At 72.5% G+C, this 18,982-nt stretch carries 15 protein-coding genes; 11 read left to right on the forward strand and 4 right to left on the reverse strand.

The features are described from left to right. The first annotated feature begins 6 nt into the window (after positions 1 to 6). Positions 7 to 1,266 (forward strand): MFS transporter, encoded by a 1,260-nt coding sequence (locus tag ACIBK9_RS18565; RefSeq protein ID WP_397159542.1) that lies wholly within the window; start codon positions 7 to 9, stop codon positions 1,264 to 1,266. Then, complete coding sequence (locus ACIBK9_RS18570; protein ID WP_397159544.1) at positions 1,263 to 2,273, forward strand: TolB family protein; 1,011 nt, start codon at positions 1,263 to 1,265, stop codon at positions 2,271 to 2,273. Before ACIBK9_RS18565 ends, ACIBK9_RS18570 begins: the two co-directional genes overlap by 4 nt. Before the next feature lie 26 nt (positions 2,274 to 2,299). Here the strand turns inward: ACIBK9_RS18570 and ACIBK9_RS18575 are convergent, their stop codons facing one another. Beyond that, positions 2,300 to 2,908, reverse strand: coding sequence for a TetR/AcrR family transcriptional regulator (locus ACIBK9_RS18575; protein ID WP_397159546.1), 609 nt, complete (start codon positions 2,906 to 2,908; stop codon positions 2,300 to 2,302). A 77-nt stretch (positions 2,909 to 2,985) separates the two neighbouring features. On the opposite strand from ACIBK9_RS18575, the gene ACIBK9_RS18580 reads away from it, so the two are divergent. The 3 genes from ACIBK9_RS18580 (at position 2,986) to ACIBK9_RS18590 (ending at position 8,465) form a co-directional block, all read left to right on the forward strand. Then, positions 2,986 to 4,203, forward strand: coding sequence for a glycosyltransferase (locus ACIBK9_RS18580; protein WP_397159548.1), 1,218 nt, complete (start codon positions 2,986 to 2,988; stop codon positions 4,201 to 4,203). 609 nt (positions 4,204 to 4,812) lie between these two features. After that, on the forward strand, positions 4,813 to 5,157 hold the full coding sequence (locus tag ACIBK9_RS18585; protein ID WP_397159550.1) for a hypothetical protein: 345 nt from the start codon (positions 4,813 to 4,815) through the stop codon (positions 5,155 to 5,157). 212 nt (positions 5,158 to 5,369) lie between these two features. Further along, complete coding sequence (locus ACIBK9_RS18590) at positions 5,370 to 8,465, forward strand: BTAD domain-containing putative transcriptional regulator (RefSeq protein WP_397159552.1); 3,096 nt, start codon at positions 5,370 to 5,372, stop codon at positions 8,463 to 8,465. A 65-nt stretch (positions 8,466 to 8,530) separates the two neighbouring features. Here the strand turns inward: ACIBK9_RS18590 and ACIBK9_RS18595 are convergent, their stop codons facing one another. After that, entirely contained in the window at positions 8,531 to 9,487 is a 957-nt protein-coding gene (locus ACIBK9_RS18595) for a LysR substrate-binding domain-containing protein (protein ID WP_397159554.1), read from the reverse strand. A gap of 130 nt (positions 9,488 to 9,617) precedes the next feature. Between ACIBK9_RS18595 and ACIBK9_RS18600 the strand changes: the two genes are divergently transcribed. From ACIBK9_RS18600 to ACIBK9_RS18610, 3 genes are all read left to right on the forward strand, one after another. Then, entirely contained in the window at positions 9,618 to 10,343 is a 726-nt protein-coding gene (locus tag ACIBK9_RS18600) for an SDR family oxidoreductase (protein WP_358298086.1), read from the forward strand. After that, entirely contained in the window at positions 10,315 to 10,554 is a 240-nt protein-coding gene (locus ACIBK9_RS18605; RefSeq protein ID WP_397159555.1) for an SDR family oxidoreductase, read from the forward strand. Before ACIBK9_RS18600 ends, ACIBK9_RS18605 begins: the two co-directional genes overlap by 29 nt. A 94-nt stretch (positions 10,555 to 10,648) precedes the next feature. Further along, positions 10,649 to 11,254 carry an ester cyclase gene (locus ACIBK9_RS18610; protein ID WP_397159556.1) on the forward strand — a complete coding sequence of 202 codons (606 nt, stop codon included), beginning with the start codon at positions 10,649 to 10,651 and terminating at the stop codon, positions 11,252 to 11,254. Positions 11,255 to 11,269: 15 nt separating this feature from the next. Here the strand turns inward: ACIBK9_RS18610 and ACIBK9_RS18615 are convergent, their stop codons facing one another. Then, positions 11,270 to 12,475, reverse strand: a complete 1,206-nt coding sequence (locus ACIBK9_RS18615) for an MFS transporter (protein ID WP_397159558.1) — start codon at positions 12,473 to 12,475, stop codon at positions 11,270 to 11,272. Positions 12,476 to 12,532: 57 nt separating this feature from the next. Here ACIBK9_RS18615 and ACIBK9_RS18620 point away from each other — a divergent pair, with 57 nt between their 5' ends. Then, entirely contained in the window at positions 12,533 to 13,510 is a 978-nt protein-coding gene (locus ACIBK9_RS18620) for a DUF5937 family protein (RefSeq protein WP_397159560.1), read from the forward strand. Positions 13,511 to 13,862: 352 nt separating this feature from the next. On the opposite strand, the gene ACIBK9_RS18625 is transcribed toward ACIBK9_RS18620, so the two are convergent. Next, the gene (locus ACIBK9_RS18625) at positions 13,863 to 14,882 is read right to left on the reverse strand and encodes a LacI family DNA-binding transcriptional regulator (RefSeq protein ID WP_397159562.1); all 1,020 of its coding nucleotides are present in this window, start codon (positions 14,880 to 14,882) and stop codon (positions 13,863 to 13,865) included. A gap of 126 nt (positions 14,883 to 15,008) precedes the next feature. Here ACIBK9_RS18625 and ACIBK9_RS18630 point away from each other — a divergent pair, with 126 nt between their 5' ends. Both ACIBK9_RS18630 and ACIBK9_RS18635 read left to right on the forward strand, forming a co-directional pair. After that, entirely contained in the window at positions 15,009 to 16,262 is a 1,254-nt protein-coding gene (locus ACIBK9_RS18630) for an MFS transporter (protein ID WP_397159564.1), read from the forward strand. Then, positions 16,259 to 18,964 carry a family 78 glycoside hydrolase catalytic domain gene (locus ACIBK9_RS18635; protein WP_397159566.1) on the forward strand — a complete coding sequence of 902 codons (2,706 nt, stop codon included), beginning with the start codon at positions 16,259 to 16,261 and terminating at the stop codon, positions 18,962 to 18,964. The genes ACIBK9_RS18630 and ACIBK9_RS18635 overlap by 4 nt, the downstream gene beginning before the upstream one ends. Positions 18,965 to 18,982 lie beyond the last annotated feature (18 nt).

The following is an 18,982-nucleotide window of genomic DNA, read 5'->3' on the forward strand; positions in this document are numbered from 1 at the left end:
CAGCCCGTGTACCTGTCCACCATCGACCGGCCACCCCGGGGCCGCGCGGGCCGGGGCCTGCGCGCCATCGGCGTCAACGTCGTCGTGCTGGGAGCGGTGAGCCTGCTCACCGACGTCTCCGCCGAGATGGTCACCGCCGTCCTCCCGCTCTACTTCGTGCTCACCCTGCACCTCAGCCCCGCCGCCTACGGCCTGATGGACGGCCTCCACACCGGCGCGACGGCCCTGCTGCGGCTGGCCGGCGGCTACGTCGCCGACCGCCTGCGCAGGCGCAAGGCCGTCGCCGCCGCCGGGTACGGCATCTCCGCCCTGGCCAAGCTGGGCCTGCTGGCCGCCGGCGCCTCGATGCCCGCGCTCGGCGCCGTCATCGTCGCCGACCGGGCGGGAAAGGGGCTGCGTACCGCGCCGCGCGACGCGCTCATCACCCTGTCGGTCCCCGAGCCGCTGCTCGGCCGGGCCTTCGGCATCCACCGGGCGATGGACAGCATGGGCGCGTTCGCGGGGCCGCTGGCCGCGCTCGGCGTCCTGGCGGCCGTCGGGGCGGCCACCCCGGCCGCGTTCGACGCGCTGTTCCTGACCAGCTTCTGCGTCGCCGTCGCCGGGTTGCTGGTCCTGGCCGCCTTCGCCCGCGACCGCCGTGACAGGCGGCCCGCGGCCTTCCCCGTCACCCTCCGCGCCGCCGGCGGCCTGCTGCGGGCCGCCGGGGTCCGCAGGCTGCTCTACGCCGCCGGCCTGCTGGGACTGGCCACCATCGGCGACGGCTTCGTCTACCTGCTCCTGATGGCCCGCCAGTCCATGCCGACCGGCTGGTTCCCGCTCCTGGCGGTGGGCACCAACCTCGTCTACCTGCTCCTGGCCGCCCCCTTCGGCGCGCTGGCCGACCGGTACGGCCGCCGCACGGTCCTGCTGGCCGGGTACGCCGCGCTCCTGGCCGTCTACCTGCTGCTGTGCAGCGCCCTGCCGGCCGTCCTCGTGACGGTGGCCGCGCTCTGCTGCTACGGCGCCTTCTACGCCGCCACCGACGGCGTGCTGATGGCGCTGGCCGGCCCGCTCCTGCCCACGGACCTGCGCACCACCGGGCTGGCCTGCGTACAGACCGCGCAGGCCCTGGCCTACCTCGCCTCCTCCCTCGCCTTCGGGCTCGCCTGGACGAACTGGGGCAGCACCGCGGCGACCGGGGCCGCGGCGATCGCCGCCGCCGTGGCCGCCACCGCCACGGCCGCCCTCCTGACGGGCCGCCGCACGACCGTGGAGAACGCGCCGTGACCGGCCGCGGACGGCTCCTGGCCGCCGGCATCGCCGGGCTCGCCGTCCTGGCAGCCGTGTCCATCGTGATCGCCAGAGCGGCCGGCACGTCCTCGCAGGCCGGGGCCGCGGACAGCGTCTCGCTCGTCCCCGGGCCGCGGCTGGTGGCGCTCAGCACCACCGCCGGCAGCTCCGGCCGGCTGCTGTCCGTCGCGGCCGGCGACCCCGCCGGAGCGCGCGCGGTCTCCGCCTTGTCGTGCGCCAGGCTGTACGCGGCCGGCGGCACCGGGCTGTGCCTGCGCGCGGACCCCGGGCTGACGACGTACCAGCTCGCGGTCCTGGACGCGCGGCTCCGGACGGTCAGGGAGATCCCCCTGGTCGGCGTGCCCAACAGGGCCAGGGTCTCGCCCAGCGGCCGGCTGGTGACCTGGACGGTCTTCGTCACCGGCGACTCCTACAACGGCGGCCGCTTCTCCACCCGCGTCGGCATCCTCGACACCCGTACCCAGGAGCTGATCCCCACCCTGGAGGACTGGCCGGTCACCGTGGACGGAAGGCCGTACCGGGCCAGGGACCTCAACTTCTGGGGCGTCACCTTCACCTCCGACGACCGCCGCTTCTACGCGACGATGTCCACCGCCGGGCACCGCTACCTGGTGCTCGGCGACCTCGACAGCCACCGCCTGCGGGCCCTGACGGACAACGTCGAGTGCCCCTCGCTCTCTCCGGACGGCACCCGGATCGCCTTCAAGTCCGCGCTCGGCGGTGATCCGGCCCGTGGCTGGCGCCTGTCGGTGCTGGACCTGGCCACCCGCCGGGTCACCCCGCTCGCCGAGACCCGCAGCGTGGACGACCAGGCCGCCTGGATCGACCAGCGGACCATCGCCTACGCCCTCCCCCGGGGACGGGAGCACGCCGACGTCTGGACGGTCCCCGCCGACGGCACCGGCACCCCGCGGATTCTCATCCCCGACGCCGCGTCCCCCGCCGCCCTCGGCGGCGGCGTCATCGGCACGGAGGCCGAGTGATCAGCGCGTTCGAGCCGCTACGGCGATCACTCCGCGCGGAGTCGCGCCAGGTGGTGGTCGAGCAACGCCGCGACCTCCTTGGGCGTGTAGTGCCCGACCAGGGTGGCGTTCACGATGCCCTGCGCGAAGGCGTACAGGATGCTCGCTTCCTTGCCGGCGTCCAGGTGGGCGGCGAGTTGCCCAGCGGTCTGGGCGGCCCTGATCTGTTCGGCGAGGAAGGACAGCAGGGACGAATACCCCGTCCGCATCGCGGCCGCCTGGTTCTCCGACACCACCGAGCTCGCCTGGAACGCCTGCCCGATGCGGTTGAGGTAGCTGCGCTCCTCATCCAGTGGCAACAGCTCCAGCACGGTCGCTCGCAGCACCTCCAGCGGCGTGGACTGGCGCGCGGCCACCGCCGTCACCCGGTCCCCGATCCAGATCCCGATGCGTTCCAGCGCCAGCAGCAGCATCTGGTCCTTCGTCGTGACGTAGTACTGCACCGCCCCCATGGACATGCCGGCCTCGGCGGCGACCTCCCTCAGGCTGACGCTCTCCATGCCCCTGTCGTGGATGACGCGGTGCACGGCCTCGGCGATGTGCCGCCGCCGGGCGTCGTGGTCGACGATCTTCGGCATCTCCCGCCACTTTCTCATGCGACCGCATGGTAAAAGCTCTCGTTCCCCGTTTATCGTGCGACTGTATGACAAAAGCGGACGACAGGGGGATCCAGATGCGGGTTCTGATCGTCGGAGTCGGCACGCGTGGGGACGTGGCGCCGTACGCGGGGCTGGGGATGCGGTTACGCGAGGCCGGACACGAGGTGGTGATCGCCGCGCACGAGCCGTACGCAGAGCTGGCGACCGAGGCGGGCCTGGGGTGCGTCCCGCTTCCCGGAGACCCGCTCCGCGCGCTGACCGGCCGCTTGTCCATCAGCGCCTTCAAGGAATACGGCGAGCAGCTCGTGGAAGGCCTGGCCGGGCTCGCCGGACAGGAGGCCGACCTGCTCCTGCTCGGTGTCGCGGGCGCGCCCGGCTACCACGTCGCCGAGGCGATGGGCGTGCCGAGCATGGGGGTGCACCTGCAGCCGGTCGACCCCACAGGGGACTTTCCGCCGGTCATGAGCCTGTTCCAGCGGTCGCTCGGACGGTGGGGGAACCGCAGGGCGGCCCGGCTCGCGTTCGAGTCGCCCGCCGCCGGTCCGCTGCTGGCCGGGTTGGGCACGAAGATGCGTTCCCGGCTGGGACTGCCCCCGATGACCCCGCGCGCCCTCTACCGGCACCGGGAGAGCACGCGCTGGCCGGTCTTCCACGGGATCAGCCCGCTGGTGCTGCCGCGCCCGGCCGACTGGCGGCCAGGGCTGGAGATCACCGGCTACTGGTGGCCGCCCCGGCCGCGGGGATGGCAGCCGGAACCCGTGCTGCGCGACTTCCTGGCATCAGGACCCACGCCGGTCTTCGTCGGCTTCGGCAGCCTGGCCGGCGCGCGGGCCGAGCAGTACACCGAGCTGGCTGCGCAGGCACTGCGGCGGGCCGGGTTGCGCGGCGTGTTGCAGACCGGCCTGCGGGCACACATCTCCGACGATGTGCTGGCGATCGGCGACGTGCCGCACGACTGGCTGTTCCCCCAGCTGGCTGCCGTCGCCCACCACTGCGGCGCCGGTACCGCTGCGAGCGGGGTGCGGGCAGGGGTGCCCACCGTGGCCGTGCCGGTCATGAACGACCAGCCGTTCTGGGCGTCCAGGCTGACGGCACTCGGCGTGGCCCCGGCCGCCGTCCCGTTTCGCCGTCTGACGCCCGCACGGCTGGCCGCCGCGCTCACCACCGCAGTCACCGACCCGGCATACCGCCAGCGGGCCCAAGCCCTCGCGGCCCAGGTCTCGGCAGAGGACGGCGCGGCACCCGTCGTCGAGGCGGTGAACCGGCTCCAGACCACCCGCCGACCAGGATGACAAGCCGGAGGCGTCCCCGAGTTCGGTGCAGGTGGGATCGTGGCCGTCGGCCTCCGCTGCTCGAAGTTCTCCTCCAAGCCCTGTCGCCGGGTCGGAATGGCGGCCCTTGACCCGAACCCGGAGCCAGGTTCGGAACCGCCCGGAGCGACGGCGTCCCATCTGATTCTCCTGATCAGATGGGACCGCGTCGACCTTGGCAATACTGTCTGACAACGGCTCAGGTCAGAGTTGATTTGCCTCAGCATTCTCCTCCCCAACCCTTGTTCACCAGATCGATGTTCTGTCCTATGGCGTCGATGAGCCCGGCGCTTCCGTGGTCAATGTAATAGCCGGTCTGGGTGTTGAAGTGGATGCAGTAGCTCGTGTAACGAGGGAAGGCTCGCCGCGCTCGCCGGTGACGCGAGCGCCAGCCCAGCCAGAGCGGCGACGGCTGCCGGGATGAACCTCTTGAGCATGAGTTCTCCTCGCTTTGTTGCCTGGACGGTCCCAGGTCGTGACAGGGGCGGCCCACCGAGCGGATAAGTGAAGGCTCGGTTCATCAGCCGCCTGGACCTGTGGCCATAGCGAATCCAAAGCCGATCCATAGGGCCGCGTCCTACGGTGTGCCGCATGCGACCTACGACGGCAACGCGCCGCGCATTCATCATCGGGCTCGTAGCGGTGAGCGGATTCATCGCTGTCCCTGCGGGGCCGGCCTCCGCCACTACCGTCCAGATTGCCTCTGACCTGAGCTGTTACAAGCAGGTTCTCACTGTCCGCGGTGGGGGTATCAGGGGGTTCTCCGTCAACTGCACTGGCCCGGCAAGCAAGATCAGGACCTTCACCGTCCGGGGGTGGAGCCAGAACGCCAACACGGTGGGGAGCAGTGGGATGAGCGTCTACGGAGCTGAAAGCGGGTGGGTGTCGCTGCCGACGCTCTCAAGCGGCACCTACGACTGGATCGACGTCAAGTGAACCCTGCTTCGGGTCCGGAACCTCTGCACGAGCAGAGAGCCTCCACGACCGAGCTCGCCCACCGGCCCCGCTGACCCCCACCACCGCGATGGCCGCCACCCCGACCAGGGTGGCGGCCATTGGCGCTGTCACCGCTCGCAGCCGTACCCCGCTGGGCCTGCTCGCCCAACGCGCGGACGACGGGTGGCGACCGCCCTCGCTATCGTGATCACATGGGGGCAGACCACGTACGGTTCAACATTCTGGGCCGGGTCGAGGCGACGGCCGGCGAGCGGCCGGTGCGGCTGGGCGGTTCGCGGGCCCGGCAGGTGCTGGCCATGCTGGCGGCCGGCCACGGTCAGGTGCTCAGCATCGACCGGCTGGCCACCGCCTGGGGCCATGACCCGCCGGCGACCGTACGCAACCAGGTCATGATCGCGGTGGCGGCCTTACGCAAGGCCTTACGCAGGGCGGGCGCCGAGTCGGAGATCATCAGGACCGAAGGGTCCGGCTATCGGCTGGCCGGCGGCCTGGTGGACACCCAGCTCGCGGAGCAGCGCATCGAACGGGGCCGGCAGGCGGCTCAGGCGGGACGGCAGGCCGAGGCCGCCGACCTCCTGGGCCAGGCCCTGGCTCTGTGGCGCGGCCCGGTGCTCGGCGAACTGGAACTGGAGGAGCTGGCGGCCTTCGCCGGGCGATGGGAGGAACTGCGCCTGGCCGTCCTCGAAGAGCGGGCCGAACTCGACCTCGCCCTCGGCCGCCACCGCGACGTGGTCGGCGAGCTGTCGGAGCTGCTCGCCGAACATCCGCTGAGAGAGCGCCTGCGGGGGCTGCTCATGACGGCGTTGCACGGCTCCGGGCGGCGGTCCGACGCGCTGGAGGTGTACCGGCAGGGGCGAGCCCTGCTGGCGGACGAACTCGGCCTCGACCCCGGGCCCGAGCTGCGCCGGCTGGAAGCGGCCATCCTCGCCGACGCCCCCGACCTCGACCTCGAACCCTTCCGCGGACGCGACGAAGCCAGGCAGGCGCCCGCCGAACTGCCCGCCGACGTGACCGGCTTCGTGGGACGCGAACGCGATCTGGCCCTGCTGCGCCGGCACGCCTGCGCCGCGGGCACCCCGTCCGTCACGACCGTCACCGGCGCGGCCGGCGCGGGCAAGACCGCCCTGGCCGTACGGTTCAGCCATCTCGTGGCCGAGGAGTTCCCCGACGGCCAGCTCTACGTCGACCTGCGCGGGCACGCGCCCCGGCCGCCCATGCCGCCGATGGAGGCACTCGTCCGGATGCTCGGCTCGCTGGGGGTGCCCCCCGAGCGCATCCCCGAAGAGCAGGAGGCGGCGGCCTCCCTGTACCGCTCACGTCTGTCGGGCCGGCGGATGCTGGTGCTGCTCGACGACGCGCGCACGGCCGAGCAGGTACGCCCCCTGTTACCCGGCGCTCCCGGCTGCCTGGTCCTCGTCACCAGCCGCAACGCGCTCGCCGGGCTGGCCGTCTCGCACGGCGCCCGAGATCTGTCGCTCGGCGTGCTCGACCGGGACAACAGCGTCCGGCTGCTGGCCTCCATGGTCGGAGATCAGCGGCTGTCCGCCGAGCCGGACGCGGCCGAGCAGATCGTCCGGCTGTGCGGCCGCCTCCCGCTGGCCCTGCGCGTGGCCGCCGCCACGCTGGCGACGCGCCCGCGCAGGTCGCTGGGCGAGTACGCCGCCGCGCTGTCCGCGCGAGGGCTGGACCTGCTGCGGATCGACGGCGACGTGGCGGTCCGGGCGGCGTTCGAGCTGTCGTACGCGGGACTGCCCGAGGCGGAGCGGCGCCTGTTCAGGCTGCTGGGGCTGGTCCGAGGGCCGGACATCACCGCGCCGGCCGCCGCCTGCCTGGCCGACGTCGGGACCGCCGAGGCCGAACAGCTCCTGGACCGCCTCGCCGCCGCGCATTTGATCGAGGAGCACCGGCCGTACCGGTACACCTGCCACGACCTGCTCCGCCAGTACGCCGGAGAGCTGACGCTCCGCGACGACGCCCCCGCGACCGGCGTCCAGGCCCTCGAACGCCTCGGCGACTGGTACCTGGCCGAGGCCGTCGCGGCGGCCGAGAGCGCCTATCCCTCGATCACCCGCCTGCCGCTCCCCGTCACCTCCGGGCTCAGGCCCCGCGCCGAGGCGATGGCCTGGCTCAGCGCCGAACAGGCCAACCTCGTCGCCTTCGCCCTGCACGCCGCCGACGCCGCCTCGCTCACCCCCGCCGCCCGCCGGCCTCCGATCAGCGGGCCCAGGCGGCATGCCTGGCTGATCGCCGACGCCCTGCGCGGCCACTTCGTCCACCACACCGCCACCAGCCTGGCCGACATCGTGGCGGTCTCCGACGCCGCGGTGCACGCGGCCACCGTCGAGGACGACCCGCTCGGCCTGGCGGCGGCGCATCTCAGTGCGGGCACGGCCGCCCTGTGCCGCGCCGCCTATTCCACCGCCCGAGCCGCCTGCGAGCTGGCCGTCCGGCACAGCGAGCGCGCGGACTGGTCCGCCGGCGCGGCCGCCACGCACAACAACGCCGCCGCCGCCTGCCACGACCAGGGCGAGCTGGGCCAGGCCATCGACCATCTCGTCAGGTCCGTGGAGCTCAACCGTCAGATCGGCGACACCTACGGCGAGGCCCGCGCCACGGGCAACCTGGGCGCCGTACACCTGGAATACGGCGACCTGGAGGCAGCGGAACGACACCTGCGTGACGCCCTCGCCCTCCACCGCAACCTGCGCGACAGCGAGCTGAGCCACTCCCTCAACGAGCTCGCCACCGTCCGGCGCCTCAGCGGAGACCTGGACGAGGCACTGGCCCTCGCCACCGAGGCACTCCGCCACGACCGCGCACGCGACCTGCACGTGCCCGAGTCCAAGAGCCTGGCCACGCTGGCGGAGATCCACCGCGACCGCGGCCGTCTCGACCTCGCCCTTGAGGCTGCGCTCCTGGCCGGTGAGCGTGCGGAAGGAGCGCGCCACGTCTATGCCATGTGCAGCGCCATGCACGTGCTCGGCACCGTCCGGGCGATGACCGGACATCACGGCGAGGCCCTGGACGCCCACCAGCAAGCGCTCACCTACGCCGTCACGGCAGGCATGCGGCGTCTGCAGGTCAGGCCGCTGCTCGGCCTCGCCCGCGCGCATGCCGGCCTGGGCATGCACGACCGCGCGCTCCAGTACGCCCGTCAAGCGCTGGACCAGGCGTCCTCGACGGGCTATCGCCGGCTGGAGGACCTGGCGCTGTCGCTCTTGGCCGACCTCGAAGGGGGGCCACGGCCGGCGCCTCGCGAGGGGGACGGGCGCCGTACTCGGCGGTGATGCGGCGCGAGGTACGGGGTCGCGCTGGGAGGTCGAACGGCGCGGGACCTCCGACGCCACGTTGATCAGAGCGGATTCGACGGCGCGTCGGCAGCCGCTCGCTCCTGGGAGACGGCGGTCGCCGGGAAGCACGCCGGGTTGACGCGCGCGTGCTGGGCGAGGAGGTCGGCGAAGGCCACGGTGATGGCGTCGGGACGGGTGCGGGTGTAGGCCGCGAGAGTGCGGCGGATCGGCGGATCGGGGCGGAGCAGGACGCCGTCGAAGTGGGGCGGGATGATGTTGGCCGGAACCAGGGCCGGACCGAGTCCGGCGGCCGCGAGGAGAGGAGCGGCGGAGGTCTGCTCGGCGCGGATCGCCGCCTGCGGGTGGAAGCCCGCTTGGGTGCAGACCTGGTCGAGCAGATCGGCGAGACCGTTGTCGGGGGCGTAGTGGACCCAGGCGCGGTCGGCCAGATCGCTGAGGGCGACCCTGCCGGTGGGGCTGCCGGCCAGGGGGTCGTCGGCGGCCAGGACGATCCCGAACTCCTCGACGCCGAGCTCGCGGATCGGTCCCTCCCAACCGGCGGGCACAGGGCCGACGGCGAGGTCGGCGCGGCCGGCGGCCATGGCGGCCTGGAGCCGGTCGGCGTGCGGGTACTCGCGCAGCCGGATCCGTACGCCGGGGTGCCGGCCGCGCCAGGCCCGCAGGACGGGCGGCAGGATGCCCAGGCTGACCGAGTAGATGGCGGCCACCTCCACCTCGCCCTCCTCCAGTCCGGCCGTGCGCCGCGCCACCCTGTGCAGGCGCTCGGCCTCGGCCAGCGCGGCGCGGGCGTGCGGCAGCACCGCCCTGCCCATCGGGGTCAGGCGTACCGCGCGAGGAAGCCGTTCGAGCAGCGGGCCGCCGACCGCGGTCTCCAGCGCCCGCATCTGGTGGGAGAGCGCGGGCTGGGTGACGTGCAGGTGTTCGGCCGCGCGGGTGAAGGAGCCGAGGTCCACCACGGTCACCAGGTATTCGAGCTGCCGGAGCGTCGCCATCGCCATGAGCACAGTTTATCGATCCGGTAGAAAACAAGCCTTGGACTCATGGCAGGCGAGTGAGCCAGAGTCGTGGACGTGGCCGCCACCGGCAAGGTCGGGCGGCTGATCCCCGACTGTTCGAAGGAGTTCTCCCATGTCCGATGACACGCGCTTGAAGGGACAACGGCTCGTCGTGGTGGGCGCGGGTTCGCACACAGGACGCGCGCTGGCCAGGTCCGCGTCAGCGGCCGGCGCCGCCGTCGTGCTGGCCGGGCCGGATCTCCGCAAGCTGGAGTGGACGGCCGCCGAGCTGTCCGGGCCCGCCGAGGTCCGCGTGCTCGACCTCTGCGACGAGCGGTCGATCGCCGACTTCGCCGGAGGTCTCGGCCGGTTCGACCATCTGGTCTCCACCGCCGCGGCGCCGGCCAACGGCCCGCTGAAGGACCTCGAAGCGGCCGACGTGCAGCGAGCGTTCTCGGCCAAGGTGATCGGGCCGCTGCTGCTGGCCAAGAACCTGGTGGGGCAGGTGTCCGAGCACGGCTCGTTCACCTTCTTCTCCGGTGTGGTCGCCTGGCGTCCGGCGCCCGCGCGCACGGTGATGGCCACCACCAACGGCGCGCTGGCCTTCCTGGTGCGGGCGCTGGCGGTGGAGATCGCGCCGGTCCGGGTGAACGCTGTTTCCCCCGGCATCGTCGACACCGGCGCCTGGGACGGCATGGGCGCCGACAAGGCGGCGTTCCTGCGCGGGGTGGCCGAACGCAACCCGGCCCGCCGGGTGGGCACCCCCGAGGACCTGATCAAGGCCGTCCTCTACGCCATCGACAACCCCTACGTCACCGGCACCGTGCTGCATGTCGACGGCGGCGGCCGCCTCGCCTGACCGCTTCGCCGAGCAGCTCGGCGCCCAGTTCGGTCTCGCGCCGGAGGCGGCCGTCGACCACTTCGTCCGCGAGGTGCGCCGGCTGCCCAGTGCCCGGCTCGGCGAGCCCGAGGACGTGGCCCGGCTGATCGCCTATCTGCTCTCGCCGCTCGCGGGCCAGGTCACCGGTGCCGAGTGGGCCGTCGACGGCGGCGCACTGCGTCAGATCTGACCCGTCATCACCCCGTTCTTCCGCCCGGTCGAAGGGACCGGACGGCCTTCCCGGCACGCGCCGAGCGTGCCGGCTGATTCGAGGAGTACCGCTCATGCGCTCACGCACCCTTGTCCGCGTCGCCGTCGTCGCCGTGGCGGCGAGCCTCGCGGGCGGCATCGTCACGGCCGCCCATGCGCACGACGACAGTCACCGGCAGGGCCCGTACGCCTGGCCCCAGCGCCTGATCGACCACTCACCCGACCTGGTCCAGCCCAAGGCGATCACCGTGGACCGCTCGATCGGCGACAGGCGCGCGGCCCAGGAGGTCCGCCTGGCCCAGCAGCTGTACACGTTCTGGAACACCGGCGAGCAGAAGCACCTGGACGCCGCGGTCAGCCCGCGGTTCAAGGACAACACCCTGCCGGCCGGCCGTCCGCAGGGCCCGACCGGCCCGGTCTTCGCCTCGAAGAACTTCCGTGCCGCCGTGCCGGACCTGACCTGCGAGCTGGCCGACCTGCTGGTCACCGGTGACAAGATCACCGCCCGGCTGGTCTTCCGCGGCCACTTCACCGGCGCCTTCAACGGCGTCCAGGGCAAGGGCCAGAGCGTCGGCTTCAACGCCATCGACATCCAGCACGTCGGCACCGACAAGATCATCGAAGACTGGCACATCGAGGACAACGCGACGCTGCTGAGCCAGCTCGGAGTCGACGGCTGACACCTCGCCTGACCCCTACGCCGCGTGCCTGGCCACCGCGGCGGCGCCCGTGCCGGCCAGGACGAAGAGCGCGGCCAGGGCGAGCCAGCCCGCCGTACGGTGTTCGACGGCGGTGGTGGCGAGGATCGGCGAGACCATGGCGGCCAGCGCGTAACCGGTCTGGCTGAGCCCCTGGTAGGCGCCCGCGCTGCGCGGGTCGGCCAGTTCGAAGGCCATGCCCCAGCCGCCCGCCTCGCCCAGGATCTCTCCCATGGTGTGGGCGAAGGCGGCCAGCACGAACAGGACGCAGGCGACGATCACGTTCCCGTAGGCGGCCAGGGCGTACAGACCGCAGGCGAGAGCGAGCAGCCACGAGGCGCGCCTGACCGTGAGCCCGGCCTGGCGCACGTCGTCGGTGCCCCGTGAGGCGCGCACCTGCAGCGCGGCGACGACCACGGTGTTCAGGACGAGCAGGACGGAGACGATGGCGGTGGGCGCGTCGGTGGTGGCGACCCAGAGCGGCACGCCGACGGTCAGCAGGCCGAACTGCGTGGCCACCACCGCGTTGCACACCACGCTCGCGACATACCTGCGGTCCCTGAGCGGCGAGGGCCCGCCGGACGCCGCGCGCTGCCTGACGGCGGTCATCCTGGCGGCCAGCTCCGGCACCTGACGCCCGAGCCCGGCCAGCGGCACGGTCGCCGCCAGCAGCAGGACCCCGGCGGCGACCATCGCCACCCGGTAGGCCGCCGCGGTGCCGATCAGCAGCGCCGCCGCGGCGGCGCCCGTGCCCAGGCCGATGAAGACGTTCGTGACCACCCGCATCCGGGCCCGGATCTCGACCCGCTCCGGGCCGGGGTACCACCGGGCCAGCATCGCCTGCTTGGCGGAGGACCCCACCGAACGCGTGATCACCGCCATGCAGGCGATCAGGGTGAACACGACGGCGTCGGAGACGAACGTGTAGGCGAGCAGCGCGAGCCCGTTGAGCCCCGTCGCCACCGTCTGGACGCGGTGCGCGCCGACGCGGTCGGCCAGCCACCCTCCCGCGTACGAGGCCAGCACCCCGGTGCCGCCCGCGATGCCCAGCCCGAGACCCACCGTCTGCACGCCGAGCCCGATGACGAGCGTGAAGTACAGCGTGCTGACGGTGTAGAAGACGCCGCTGGAGAGCGCGAACGCCATCGTGCTGAGGGTCAGCGAGCGGGCGACGCGGTCGCTGGGGAAGAAGGTCTGGATCACGGTGGCTTTTATCCCGCGATAGGGCCTTTGTCGCCAATTGATGTAGCGTATGGCTTCATGGCGGGGCTGATCGAGTACGAGCTCGCGGGCATGGACGTCGCGGACGTCCGCTTCGCCATCTCGCCGCTCAACGAGCTCACGCTGTCGTTGCGCACGTTCCGCGACCCCGGGCGCTACCCGGTGCACCTGCCCTGGCTGCGCCGCACCGAGCAGGTCCGCTCCAGGCTGGACCTGCCCCTGCTGCGCGCGCTCACCAACGACGACATGTGGACGCCGGACTACCTGTCGCCCCGCCCCCACGCGCCGCTCACCCGCATCGACGACGAGTTCGCCGCCCTGGCCCGCGTGCCCGCCGGGCGCGTGCTCGACGACCTGCGCGCCATCCACCCCCGGCTCCCCGAGCCGTTGCGCGGCGACCCGTCGGCCCGCATCCTGGACGCGCTGCGCGACTACTGGCGCACCTGCTTCGCGCCGTGGTGGCCCAGGATGCGGGCGGTGCTGCAGGCCGACGTGGTCCACCGGGGCCAGGTCATCTCGGCCCACGGCCTGGCGGCGATGTTCGCCGACCTCAACGAACGCGTGCAGCTGAAGGACGGGGTCGTCCGCATGCGGCTGATCAGCGACGCCCGCTACCGACGCGCCACCAGCGGCGAGGGCCTCACCCTGGTCCCGACCCTCTTCAGCCGGGCACCCACGACCCCCATCTCGCCGTCGGAGCCCCCTCTGGTCATGTACGGCACCCGGGGCGCCGGCACGCTCTGGCAGTCCGAGCCCCGTACCTCCCCGGCGGTGCTCACCGACCTTCTGGGCGCCACCCGGGCAGGGCTGCTCACCACACTCGAAGCCCCCGCCTCCTCGACCGAGCTGGCCGGCCGCCTGGGCGTCACCACCTCGGCCGTCAACCAGCACCTTCGCACCCTGCGCGCCGCCGGCCTGCTGGCCAGCGCCCGCCACGGCCGCTCGGTCCTCTACCTGCGCTCCGAACTCGGCGACGCCCTGGTCGCCGGCTCGGGACTCCACCGTGAAGGGGATTGAGCCGGGCGCACTCAGGCACTCTCCGTCCTCCTGCGGAGGCCGTGCGCCGCATGGCGACCCTGGTGCGGACCGCCCGCGGCGGCGTCACGCTGACCGCGAAGGCGCCGGTCCGCGGCGGCGGTAGGTGGCGATCGACTCGGAGTCGCCGTTCCCGAACGACGCCATCAGCCACAAAACCGCCGTTCTCGCCGTGCCAGATCATCGCCCGCCGGTTCCAGTGCCTGCCGCCCACCGCGACGTCCCCTCTGTCTGGGGCGGCTGGTGCCGGCGCCAGACCCGTCCGTCCCACTGCAGGGCGACACGACGGTCGAAGCCGTTGCCCACCGCCCACACGTTGCGGGGGCCGTCGGCGTCAGAGAAGGCGTGCGGGCCCCGTGGACTCACGCTCGATCAACGCCGGCCGTGACACCCACTCCCGTGCCTCCGTGCGCGCCCTGATCCGCTCCAGTGCCAGGTCGGCCGCGACGCGGCCCATGGCGGTGCCGTACTGGGCGATGGTGGTGAGCGAGAAGCGCGGGTGCGAGGCGAACTGGGTGTCGTCGTAGCCGACGACAGAGACGTCATCGGGCACTCGCAGCCCATGCTCCGACAGCGCCCGCAGGCTCCCGAAGGCTCCCTGGTCGGATCCGACGAACAGCGCGGTCGGCGGATCCCCCCGGTCGAGCAGCGCCGCCGTGGCCCGGTAGGTCTCGGCCTCGCTGCCGCCGCAGGTCACCACCGACAGGTACGCGTCGAGCCCCAGCCGTTGCATCGCCTCGCGGTAGCCGGACTCGCGTACGGCATGCGGGCTCAGCATGCCGGGCCCGGAGACGTTGTGCGAGAGGTGAGTGATCCGCCGGTGGCCCAGCGTCGCCAGGTGCTCGACGGCCAGGGCCGCGCCTGCTCGGTCGTCGTTGACGACGCGGTCGTAATGGTCGCTCGCGTCGTGCCTGGCCACCACCACCGTCGGCAGCCGCTGGGCGAAGGAGTCGAGCCAGGACGCGCGCACCTTCGGCGAGACGACGATGACCGCTTCCACCTCGCGGTCCCACAGCGACTCCATGCCGGGGTTCCGCTCGCTGGTCTCGTGGTCGAAGGGGGAGACGAGCATCCGGTAAGGGCCGGTGTCCAGCTCCTCGTAGACGCCGTCGAGGATGTCGGCGAAGAACTGGCCGCGCAGCAGGGGGACGGCCACCCCGATGGTGCGGGTGGCGGTGCGCATGGCGCGGGCGGCTTCCCGGGGACGGTAGCCGAGCTCGGCGATGGCCCTTTCGACGCGTTCGCGCATGCGCGGGCTCACGCCGTAGGCGTCGCGCAGGACCTTCGACACGGCAGCCCGTGACACCCCTGCCGCGGCGGCGACGTCGGAGATCGTGGGGCGCGAGGAACTCATGTCAGCAACATAGCGGTCCGGAACTTCCCTCTTGAAAAATGTAGATCGATCCACAATAGTCGCTTCACACAACGCGGACCAGCGGCGTGCGGGCCGTGGAACCCCCTACACGAGGTATCGACGCAGATGACACAGACGACGGCCAGGCGTGCCTGGAGGACGGCCGCGCTCGGCGGCATGGCCTCCTACATGGACGCGGCCACCATCGTGGGGACCGGCACCGCGCTGGTTCTGTACAAGCAGCAGCTCGGGCTGAGCCCGTGGATGATCGGCACGGCGTCGTCCGTCCTGACGCTGGGCCTGGCCCTTGGAGCCGTGTTCGGCGGACGGCTCGGAGATCTGCTGGGCAGGCGCAGGGTGTTCACCTACGACCTGGTCGTCTTCGTCGCCGGTCTCCTGCTGCTGGCCTTCGCCGTCCAGCCGTGGATGATCTTCGTCGGGGTGGCCGTCACGGGTCTGGCGATGGGCGCCGACATTCCGACCTCCTTGGCGCTGGTGGCCGAGGAGGCGCCGGAAGGCCGGCGTGCCAGGCTTGTCGCCTTTTCGCAGGTGCTCTGGAGTTGTGGCGGATTCGCTGCCTACCTCATCGCGTTCCTGGTCTCGGGGACCGGAACGATCGGCGCGCGGATCATCTACCTGCACGTGATCGTCGTGGCCCTGGTGGTGCTCGTGCTGCGCCGGCGGCTGCGTGAGTCGGAGGAGTGGGTACGCGAGCGCGACCGGCAGCAGGCCGGCCCGGCCGAGGGCGTGCGCGGCGACTCCTGGCGCGTGCTGACGTCCAGGCCGCTCCTGGGCGCCGTCGTCGGGCTCGGCCTCTTCTACGCCGTCGGCAACCTGGTCGCCAACACGTTCGGCCAGTTCCAGACGTTCCTGTTCACCGAAGTGGCCGGGGCGCAGGTGTCGACGGCCACCCTCGTGGGGATGCTGGCCTATCCGCTCGGATTCCTCACCATCCTGATCTTCATGAAGTACGTGGACGGGCCCGCCCGGATGCTGCTCTACACGATCGGTGTCGCGATCATGGCGATCGGAACGGCGATCCCGCTGATCGTGGGGCTGAACACGGTGACGCTGATCATCCTGAAGTTCGCCATCACGATCGGCGCGAGCTTCGCCGGCGAGGTCATCTTCAAGGTGTGGTCGCAGGAGTTCTTCCCCACCCTGATCAGAGGCACCGCGCAAGGCGTCGCCATAGCCTTCACCCGGTTCGTGGCGGCGGGCTTCGCGCTGGTCACCCCGGTGATCGCCGACGCCAGCCCCCAGGCGCTGATGGTGGTGCTGCTCGCCGCCGTGCTCATCGCCGCCCTGATCGCCTGGACGTGGATCTTCCCGCTGCGCCGCCGCATGCCGGCCACCGCCGACCCCGTGGCGGTCCGGTGAGCGTCGACCTGCGGCTGCACGGCATGCCGGCGCCGCGACCGCGTCTGTCCTGGCGGACCACCGAGCCGTTCGACGCCTACCGCGTCGAGCTCACCCTCGCCGGCGGGCGACCCGTCGTCCACACGGCGGAGGGCGCCGAACAGCTCGGCGTGCGATGGCCGTTCGCCCCACTGGACTCCCGCGCCGCCGGAGCGCTGCGCGTCAGCGTCGGCAGCCGGGGCCGCTGGGGCGACTGGAGCAGGCCGCTGGCCTTCGAGACGCCGCTCTTCGGCGCCGGGGACTGGAGCGCGCGCTTCGTCTCGCCGCGGACCCTCGGCGCGGTGCTCACCGCCGCGCCGCTGCTGAGCCGTACCGTGAAGCTGCCCGCGGCGGTGACACGCGCCCGCCTGCATGTCACCGCACTCGGGCTGCACGTGACGCGGATCAACGGCGAGCGCGTCACCGACGAGGAACTGGCGCCCGGCTGGACCAGTTACGGCCGGCGGCTGCGTTACCGCACCCACGACGTGACCGCCCTGCTCGGGCCGGGCGAGAACGAGGTCACCGCGCTGCTCGGCAACGGCTGGTACCGCGGCAGGCTCTACTCGCGCGGCGAGCGAGCCCTGTACGGCGACCGGCTCGCGCTGCTGGCGCAACTGGAGATCGAGTGCGCCGACGGAAGCACGCATCTGGTGGTGACTGACGAGAGCTGGCGGGCGCACGCCACGGGCGTCCTCGCGGACGACCTCTACGACGGACAGACCACCGACCTGCGGATCGGACGCGGACCGGGCGAACCGGTGGAGGTGCTCGACGAGCCGCTCGACCAGCTCTTTCCCGGCGACTCTCCGCCTGTTCGGCCGGTCGCCGCAGTGCGGGGCGGCAGGCGGTACGCGGCCCCGTCGGGGGAGCTGCTGGTGGATTTCGGGGAGAACCTGGTGGGCTGGGTACGGCTGCGCGTGCGCGGGCGTGCCGGGCAGGAAGTGGTCGTCCGGCACGCCGAAGTGCTGGAGGACGGTGAACTGGGCGTCCGCCCCCTGCGCAGTGCCCAAGCCACCGACCGCTACGTGCTGGCCGGTGGACGGACCGAGGTGCTGGAGCCGTCGCTGACCTTCCACGGCTTCAGGTACGCGGGGCTGCGTGGCGTGGCTCCTGAGGAGATCGAGTCGGTCGAAGCTGTCGTCCTCAGTTCCGACCTGCGCCCCACAGGGCATTTCCGCTGCTCGGATCCCGATGTGCAGCGGCTCCACGACAACGTGGTGCGCAGCATGCGCGGCAACTTCCTCGACGTGCCGACCGACTGCCCCCAGCGGGACGAGCGGCTCGGCTGGACGGGCGACATCCAGGTCTTCGCGCCCGCGGCCGCCTTCCTGGCCGACTGCTCGTCCTTCCTGTCCTCGTGGTTGCGGGATCTGGCGGCGGAGCAGTTCGAGGACGGCTGCGTGCCGTTCGTGGTGCCGAACGTCCACCACAACATCCTTCCCGCGGCCGCCGCGTGGGGCGATGCGGCCACGATCGTGCCGTGGACCCTCTACGAGCGTTACGGCGACGCCGAGGTGCTGCGCGAGCAGTATCCGAGCATGCGGGCGTGGGTGGAACGGCTGCGCGCCTTCGCGGGGGAGGACGGCCTGTGGGCCGGCCGCTTCCAGTTCGGCGACTGGCTGGACCCGGCCGCTCCGCCGGACGCGCCCGGCGACTCCCGCACGGACAAGGACCTGGTCGCCACGGCGCACTACATCCGCAGCACCGACCTGCTGGCCAGGACCGCCACCGTGCTCGGCCTGAGCGAGGACGCGCGACGCTACCGAGACCTGGCGGCGCAGGTGAGGCGTGCGTTCGCGGCCGCCTACGTCACGGACCGCGGGCTGATGGTCAGCGACACTCCCACGGCTTACGCGATGGCCCTGCACTGGGACCTGCTGCCGACGCCGGAGCAGCGGGAAGCGGCTGGAACGAGGCTGGCCGACCTGGTGCGAGCCAACGGCTTCCGGGTGGCGACCGGATTCGTCGGCACGCCGTTGATCACGGACGCGCTCACCGAGGCGGGATACCCGCACCTGGCGTTCCGGCTGCTCCTGGAACGCTCCTGCCCGTCGTGGCTCTACCCGGTGACGATGGGGGCGACGACGATCTGGGAACGCTGGGACAGCATGCTGCCCGACGGCTCGATCAACCCCGGCCAGATGACCTCGTTCAACCACTATGCGCTGGGCGCGGTCGCCGACTGGCTGCACCGGCGGGTGGCCGGCCTCGCGCCCGCCGCCCCCGGATACCGGCGGATCGAGGTCCGCCCGCTGCCGGGACATGGGCTGACCTGGGCGGAGGCCGATCTGGAGACGCCGTACGGCGATGCGGGCGTGGCGTGGCGGATCAGTGACGGCACCCTCATCCTCGAAGCGCGGGTGCCGCCGGGGACCGAGGCGATCGTGCACCTGCCGGGGCGCGAACCGTTCCGGACCGGCCCCGGCCGTCATCAGTGGAAGGCCGAGCTGCCGCCACCGGCGTCGCCGGAAGTGATCGCGGACGCCGTCGACGACGCTTGGCTGTGGGAGCGCCTGACACAGGTGATGACCGCCCATGGCGTGATCGGCGATCCGGCGGCCCTGGCCGCTCGCGGGTTGCGCCTGCCGCTGTCCGAGCTGGCCTCCGTCGTCGCCCCACGTGCCACACCGGAACAGGTCGCGCGGCTGCAGTCGGCCCTGGAAGAGCAACTGCGGCCGTGAGCCGAGGTCGGGCCGGGG

Origin of the sequence: Nonomuraea sp. NPDC050227 (assembly GCF_044459705.1) — a bacterium.
In the GTDB taxonomy this organism is placed as follows: Bacteria; Actinomycetota; Actinomycetes; order Streptosporangiales; family Streptosporangiaceae; genus Nonomuraea.